The sequence below is a fragment of the Streptomyces sp. NTH33 genome (genome assembly GCF_003236365.1).
In the GTDB taxonomy this organism is placed as follows: Bacteria; Actinomycetota; Actinomycetes; order Streptomycetales; family Streptomycetaceae; genus Streptomyces.
Window position 1 is genome coordinate 1 of record NZ_POTZ01000362.1, and the last position, 7,104, is coordinate 7,104.

The window sequence follows — 7,104 nt, forward strand, 5'->3', positions numbered from 1 at the left end:
CTCCCCGCTCACGCAGTAGTCACCGGAGAGCCGGATGCCCGGAAAGCGGGCCCGTCCGGTTCGGAGGGAGGCCGCGCGGAAAAGGACCAGCACATCTGGCACCTCGCCGCGCGGCCCACCCTACCCAACTCGGCAAGACCTTCACCGGCCTCGACGAAGGGCAGGTGACCTGCTGGAACTCCTGGATGCGCTGGTCGCTGTTCTCCCTTGCCGCATCCGCCGTCCTCGCTCTGACCGTTGCTGCCACGGTCACGGCCGGCCCCGCCGGATCGGCCCGTCTTGTCCCGTTGACCTGCCCCGAACTTGTCCGACTCCTAAGGGCGTTCGTCCTCACCCCACCAGTGCGGGACCCGGAACACGTCCTGCACTGGATGGCCTGGCGCCGCCACCATCAAGCCATCGCACAAGCCTGCCACCAGCGCCGACACGCTCTCCAGGACCAGCCATGACCAGAACTACAGCTGCCGTGTCAAAGGCGACCGTGCGCCACTGCCGGTAGCACGTACCAGGCATCGTCGGACGTGCCAGCGGCCCGGACACCGCCTCGAACAGAGCCCGCAGAGGGGCGGCGCCGAGACGCCGACGCAAGTCGCGCAGCGCCTTCTCCGAAAGCTGGTACGGCGCCAGCATTCGTATGCCGGCCACCAACTTGTCCCGCACCCGGACATAGCCGAGGTGGGGAAAAAGTGCCAGGGCCAGCAGGAAGTACACCCCGACACGGTGAGCAGCCGTGGATCAAGCCCGTACGGGTGAAACCGCAGTGATCCGGTGAGGGGACCGTACCGCCCTGCATCGGGCCTGCGGTCGTGAGGCCGGTGGCGCTGGTGTCTCCTGGCGGCATCCCTCGTCTGCGCCCTCACCGCCGTGCTGGCCGCGCCGGTAGAACAGCAGGGCGTCGGGAATGACGGCCTCACCGCTCCCCACCGGATGGTAGACCTCCGGAATCCAGTCCAGCGGCCGGCACAGCTCACCGTGGCGGCGGGCGTCCTGGAGGAAGGCGAGGCCCGTTGGGCCACTCTGGGCGTCACAGTTGGCCGTGGGACGCTGTCAGGTGGTCGCGGGCGGGTCGGTGAGCAGGTCGTCTGCGTGTTCGCCGGTGACGAGGTAGACCACGCGTTGGGCCACCGCCACGGCATGGTCGGCGAACCGTTCGTAGTAGCGGCCGACGAGCGTGGCGTCCACGGCCGTCTCGACACCGTGGTGCCACTTCTCGTCCATGAGGTGCTGGAAGACCGCGCGGTGCAGCTCGTCCATGCGGTCGTCGTCCTTCTCCAGCTGGAGTGCCGCATCGACGTTGTGGGTGATGAGCACCTCGGCGGCCTGCGCCATCAGGCGCTGCGCGAGCTGGCCCATCTCCAGGACCGTGCGGCGCAGATCGTGCGGAATCGCGCGTTCGGGACAGCGCAGCCGGACCAGCTTGGCCACATGTTGAGCCAGATCTCCCGACCGCTCCAGGCCGGCGCTCATCCGCAGTGCGGCGACCACGATCCGCAGGTTCGTGGCGACCGGCTGCTGCCGCGCCAGCAGCGTGATCGACCGGTTTTCCAGGTCGCGCTGCAGATCGTCGACCTTCTCATCGCCTGAGATCACGCTCTCGGCAAGCTGTGGATCGGCATCGAGGAGAGCGGTGGTGGCTCGGCCGATGGCGGAGCCGACCAGGTTCGCCATTTCCACGAGGCCGTCAGTGAGCGATTGCAATTCTTCGTGGTAGTGCTCCCGCATCGCGTGTCTCCCCGCGTCGTCGCCCGTTCCCCAGCCTCCGCCCTGCGCTCCGCGTAATTCGGGGGTTCTGGAGTCCGTCCCGGGCTGAAGGTGCACCCACCCATGAGGGCCGGGCCTGTCAAGGGGCGTGGACGGCCCCCGCCTGTGGCTTTCGGGTGGCGCCGGGGCGTTTCCCTCGTGAGGCTTCCTCGCGGTCTTCGTTCGGGGACCGCCGCGTGGGAGGGGTCCAGTTGGAGCGGCCGGAGCCCCGTGAGGAACGAGCGGGGCGAGGACGAACGAGCTGGAGGCCGACGAGTGGCGGTTGACCATGGAGGCCGGGGAAGCGTCACGGATGTTCATCGATGCGGTCGTTGACATCCCCGGTGCCGGCTGGTCGGCGGAATGGCTCACACGCACCCTCCCCCAGCTACCGCTGGGAGGTGCCCCCATGGCGCCGGGCCGTGCGGTCGGCGCCATGACCGTGGTGCGGGGATCCGGGCTGCTCAGCCAGGTCATCGAGCGCGGCCGGAAGGCCGTCTCATGCGATTTCGCGAGCTCACCCGGGGTCTGCGACCGCCCCTGGCGGTTGTCGTCGGCTGCTGTCATCGGCGCTCCTGGGCGGATTCGACCTCGCGCGGGAGGTGATAGGCGCGCGCCAGCAGGCGGCGGGCGATCGCGGTGGTGGCGATCTTCTTGCCGCGGCGGTGGGCGAGGCGCTGGTAGGCGGCGGCGAACTCCGGGGAGCGCTTCGCGCTCTGCGCGGCCTCGCACAAGATCCACCGCAGCCAGTTGGAGCCCTGCTTGGAGATGTGCCCGTGGAGCACGGTCAGGTCCGAGCCGCGGACGGTGGGGGTGAGCCCCGCCCAGGCGGCGAGCTTGCGGGCGGAGGGGAAGCGGGTGACATCCCCGACCTCGGCCACGATCACCGAGGCGGTGAGTGTCCCCACCCCTGGCAGCCGGGTGAGCGCCGCGACCCGGGGATCGCCCCGCGCGGTGGCGAGCACCTGCGCATCCACTACGTCGATCGGCTCCTTGAGGGCGTCGGCCAGGACCAGGAGGTCGTCGACCACGCGGCGTGAGGCGTCCGGCAGGTCCAGGCCCGCCAGCCAGGCCCGGCCCGGGGCGGTGAAACAGCCGCCGGCGCGGTCGCAGCCGTAGTCCGCCAGGACGGCGTGGACGCGGTTGCGCAGCAGGGTGCGCAGGCGCACCAGGTGGCACCGGTGCCGCACCAGGGCCCGCTGCTGGCGCACCTGAACCGGGGCGATCCAGGCCTCGGGGAGCAGGTCGGCCCGCAGCAGCTGGGCCAGGGTCGCCGCGTCCACCTTGTCGTTCTTCAGCCGCGCGGAGGCGATCGCCTTGCACCGCAAGGGGTGCACCAGGTGCGGTTCGAAGCCGTAGTCCTCCAGCAGCTGAACCAGCCAGCCCCAGCCGTAGGCGGCCTCGAAGGCCACCGGGGCACCGATCGGCAGATCCCCGATCACCGACAGCACCGGCTCCACCCCGCCTGGCACGTTCCGGTTCACCCGCACCGCACCGCCATCCCGACCACGGCGATCTGGGACCGCTTGCGGTGCACGTCGATACCGACGTAGACAGACATCGAGTGCCTCCTTTCCGAGCTCGTGCCTACCCGGAACGTAAGGTTCACCGGGCTGAGCGGGGAAGGGGGCCCGGCCCTCATAGGGTCAGGTCAGGCCCGGAACCGTATTTCCGAGCGGGACAGACCCAACTCGATGGCGGTGGCCATGGTTCAGTGATCCGGATGGCACGGGTCACAGGCCGGGGAACGGCTCTTTCAGTGACTTCAGCACGTGGTCGGCTTGCGCGGCGCGCAGTTGCTGCGCGGTGTAGTGGCCGCTGGCGACTCCGACGGCGGTGGCGTCCGCCGCGTGCGCGGCCTCGATGTCGCGTGGAGTGTCCCCGACGACGTACACCTCGGTTCTGGCGAGGGCGCGTCCATGAAGGCGTGCCGCCTTGGCGACGGCCAGGCGTGTCACCTCTTCCCGGTCCGGGGAGTCCGATCCGTAGGCGCCGAAGACGAAGTAGCGGCCCATCTTGCCCGGTTCCATTTTGAGTCTTGCCGCACCCTCCATGGCGCCGGACACCACGCCCAGAATGGCGCCTGCTCGTCCAAGCCGGCGCAAGGTGTCCTCTGCGCCGTCCAGGACGCGATAGGTCCTGGACGACCAGATTTCCTCGGACAGGTGCCACAGGTAGGCGCTGTAGAGCCGCATCATTTCGTCGTGACTGGGCTCACGACCCAGCACCGCACGGAATGTTTCCCGTCCGACCTGCGGGTCGGTTTCGCCCGCCGACGTGTGCTTGCCGATGTCGGCGGGTACGCCGTGCAGTTGATCGAACGCCCAGGCCCAACTGCGTGCTCCCGCGCCTCCGGTGTGGACCAGGGTCTCGTCGATGTCGAAGAGGACGGCGAGGGGTCCTGTCATGTCCGTTCTCCTGCGGCGCGGGGGTGGTGAGGGGTGTCAGGTTCTGGGCGGCAGCACGGTGAGCACTCGGACGATGTGATCCCGGTACTCTTCCATGAACCTCCGGAGGAATTCCTCCGTACTGCTGTCAGTGACTTCGCCGTCGTTTTTGAAAACTTCAGGGCTGAATCTGATGTACGCCTCCGGGGCGTTCATCTGCGGAGAGTTGCAGTAGCTGAGGACGCTGCGCAGGCTCTGCTGGGCCACGGCCGTGCCGATGGCGCCCGGCGAGGCGCCGATAACGGCAGACGGTTTGTGCGTGAACGAATTATCCCCCCAGGGGCGGCTGGCCCAGTCGATGGCGTTCTTGAGCGCTCCGGGGATCGAGCGATTGTATTCCGGAGTCACGAACAGGATGGCGTCGGCGGCGGCGATGGCCGCCTTGAGTGCCCTGCCTTCGGGGGGATATTCGCTGTCGTAGTCATAGCTGTAGAGCGGAAGATTCTTGATCGGGATCTCTTCAAACTCCAGTTCAGGCGGAGCCAGCCTGATCAGCGCCTTGGAGAGTGTCCGGTTGATCGACTGGCTGGCAAGGCTTCCAATGATGTACCCCACCTTGTATGTGGTCATTTTTCCTCGATTCGCTGCTCACCCACGCGCGCTTAACACACTGTGCTCAGCGGCCAGATGTTCCCTGACTTGCAGGAAATCACGACGACGGGTAGTTGGCGTTCCGAGGGGATCCAATCGGAGGGGGACTGAACGGCTGGCAGGTGCAACCGGCGCCACGGAGAGCGGGCTACGTGGATGCGGCGGAGAATAAGACGGTGGGAGTGCTCGGCGCACGATGAACCGAAGACGGCGAGGAGAGCCCCGGACCAGCTGCTGACACCGCATCGCCGAAAGCGGTGAGCCAGACGACACCCAGACGATACGGAGAGCGAGCATGGCCGCTCCGTCGGGCACCCAGTACGAGATTCGTCATGGCGAGTAGCTTGTGGTGATCACGGAGGTCGGCGCGGGCCTGCGGTCCTATACCGTGGATGGACGCAGGATCCTCGACGGATACGGGCCGGAGGAGGCGTGTACGGGCGCTCGCGGCCACTCCATGATCCCCTGGCCGAACCGGATTCGCGGGGGACGGTACACCTGGGCGGGCAAGGGACTCCAGCTCGACCTCAGCGAGCCGGAGAAGCTGGGTGCCATCCATGGTCTGACCCGGTGGGCACCGTGGCGGTACCTGGAGGGCGCCCCTAACTTGGCGGCGTTCGGATATGTGCTCCATGCCTGCCCGGGATGGGACTGGGTGCTGGACTGTCATCTGGAGTACACCCTGGACGCGGAGGGGCTCACGGTGCGTACGACGGTGACCAACCGGAGCGGGACGGCTTGTCCTTATGCCACCGGGGCGCACCCCTATCTGAGCGTGGGGACGCCGACGATCGACACAGCGCATTGTCAGGTGCCCGGTGCCGTGTACCTGCCGGTGGACGACGCCGGCATTCCCACGGGTCGGCGCCCGGTCGACGGCTCGCTCTATGACCTGCGGAAACGGCAGCCGCTGGGTGACCGGCACATCGACGTGGCGTATACGCAGCTGCGGCGCGATGCCGATGGCAGGGCACGGGTCCGGCTCGTTCGCGGCGAAGGACGGGCCGTCACCCTGTGGGTTGGTGACGCGTACCCCTACATCGAGGTCTTCACCGGCGACACACTCCCCGAAGCGGATCGGCGGCGTACCGGTCTGGGTGTGGAGCCGATGACGTGTGCGCCGGATGCGTTCAACTCCGGTGAGGGGCTGATCACCCTGGAGCCGGGACAGACCCACCAGGCGCGGTGGGGCATCGATCCAGGTGTGAAGGAGGGCACGGCATGAAGGCGATCACCGTGGTTCCGGGCGAACCCGGCCCGGTGGTGGTGAGTGACGTCAGCGAACCCGACCCGTCCCAGGGGGCGCTGCTCGTGGAAGGGCGGCTGCTCGGCATCTGCGGCACTGACGTCGACATCGTGGAGGGCGGCTACGGCTCACCGCCACCGGGCCGGGATCGCCTGGTGATCGGGCACGAGTCCCTCGGCGAGGTGATGGAGGCCCCCGCGGGAAGTGGCTTCGCGCCGGGTGACCTGGTCGCGGGTATCGTGCGGCGTCCCGACCCGGTGCCGTGTCCGCCGTGCTCGCACGGTGAGTGGGACTTCTGCCGCAATGGCCGGTACACGGAGCGAGGTATCAAGGAGCGGGACGGCTTCGGTTCCCAGCGCTGGCGGATCGAGCCGGAGTACGCGGTCCGGCTCGATCCGCGGCTCGGCGACTGCGGGGTTCTGCTGGAACCCGCCTCGGTGCTGGCCAAGGCATGGGAGCAGACGGATCGGATCTTCCACCGGGCCTCGTGGCGGCCCCGGGTGGCGCTGGTGACCGGCGCCGGGCCGATCGGCCTGTTCGCCGCCCTGCTGGCGGTGCAGCGCGGCCTGCAGACCCATGTCCTGAATCTCAGTGACCGCGGCCCGAAGGGTCAGCTTGTCGCCGACCTGGGCGCCACCTTCCACACCGGTGACGTGCGGGACGTCGGCGTGGTGCCTGACGTGGTCATCGAGTGCACGGGTGCCGGGCCGCTGGTCTTCGCGCTGACGAAGATCGTGGCGCCCGATGCCGTCGTCTGTCTGACCGGTATCTCCTCCGGCCGGCGAGCGGCAGAAGTGGGGCTGGACGAGGTGAACAGGGAGCTGGTGCTGGAGAACACGGTGGTCTTCGGTTCGGTCAACGCGGGTCGTCGTCACTATCAGCAGGCTGCCGATGCGCTGGCGAGGGCCGATCGGAGCTGGCTCGAGCGGGTCATCACCCGCAGGGTGTCCATGGGCCGGTTCTCCGACGGTCTGCACAAGGGCGGCGATGACGTCAAGGTCGTCGTGGACCTCAAGTCCTGATCACCGTTCTGGACGGGGGCGTCTTCGGCGAAGGCGGGTCAGGGGGCTGTCTCTTATA

The 7,104-nt window shown here is 68.3% G+C and carries 5 protein-coding genes and 3 pseudogenes; 3 read left to right on the plus strand and 5 right to left on the minus strand.

Annotated elements, in window-relative coordinates; all coding sequences use genetic code 11:
- Positions 1-125: 125 nt before the first annotated feature.
- A pseudogene (locus tag C1I97_RS43020) lies at positions 126-449 on the plus strand (IS701 family transposase); the annotation flags it as partial.
- Between the two features lie 19 nt (positions 450-468).
- Here C1I97_RS43020 and C1I97_RS27265 read toward each other — a convergent pair.
- The 5 genes and pseudogenes from C1I97_RS27265 to C1I97_RS27290 form a co-directional block, all read right to left on the minus strand.
- Positions 469-720 (minus strand): annotated as a pseudogene (locus tag C1I97_RS27265) (transposase domain-containing protein); the annotation flags it as partial.
- A gap of 327 nt (positions 721-1,047) precedes the next feature.
- Positions 1,048-1,722 carry a phosphate signaling complex protein PhoU gene (gene phoU, locus C1I97_RS27275; protein WP_111005805.1) on the minus strand — a complete coding sequence of 225 codons (675 nt, stop codon included), beginning with the start codon at positions 1,720-1,722 and terminating at the stop codon, positions 1,048-1,050.
- Positions 1,723-2,303: 581 nt separating this feature from the next.
- A pseudogene (locus tag C1I97_RS27280) lies at positions 2,304-3,248 on the minus strand (IS110 family transposase); the annotation flags it as partial.
- A 225-nt stretch (positions 3,249-3,473) separates the two neighbouring features.
- Positions 3,474-4,148: an HAD family hydrolase gene (locus tag C1I97_RS27285; RefSeq protein ID WP_111005807.1), complete on the minus strand. Its 675-nt coding sequence runs from the start codon at positions 4,146-4,148 to the stop codon at positions 3,474-3,476.
- 36 nt (positions 4,149-4,184) lie between these two features.
- Positions 4,185-4,757, minus strand: a complete 573-nt coding sequence (locus C1I97_RS27290; RefSeq protein ID WP_111005808.1) for an NADPH-dependent FMN reductase — start codon at positions 4,755-4,757, stop codon at positions 4,185-4,187.
- Positions 4,758-5,127: 370 nt separating this feature from the next.
- Between C1I97_RS27290 and C1I97_RS27295 the strand changes: the two genes are divergently transcribed.
- Positions 5,128-6,003 carry an aldose 1-epimerase family protein gene (locus tag C1I97_RS27295; protein ID WP_181446940.1) on the plus strand — a complete coding sequence of 292 codons (876 nt, stop codon included), beginning with the start codon at positions 5,128-5,130 and terminating at the stop codon, positions 6,001-6,003.
- Positions 6,000-7,046: a glucose 1-dehydrogenase gene (locus C1I97_RS27300; RefSeq protein WP_111005810.1), complete on the plus strand. Its 1,047-nt coding sequence runs from the start codon at positions 6,000-6,002 to the stop codon at positions 7,044-7,046. The genes C1I97_RS27295 and C1I97_RS27300 overlap by 4 nt, the downstream gene beginning before the upstream one ends.
- Positions 7,047-7,104 lie beyond the last annotated feature (58 nt).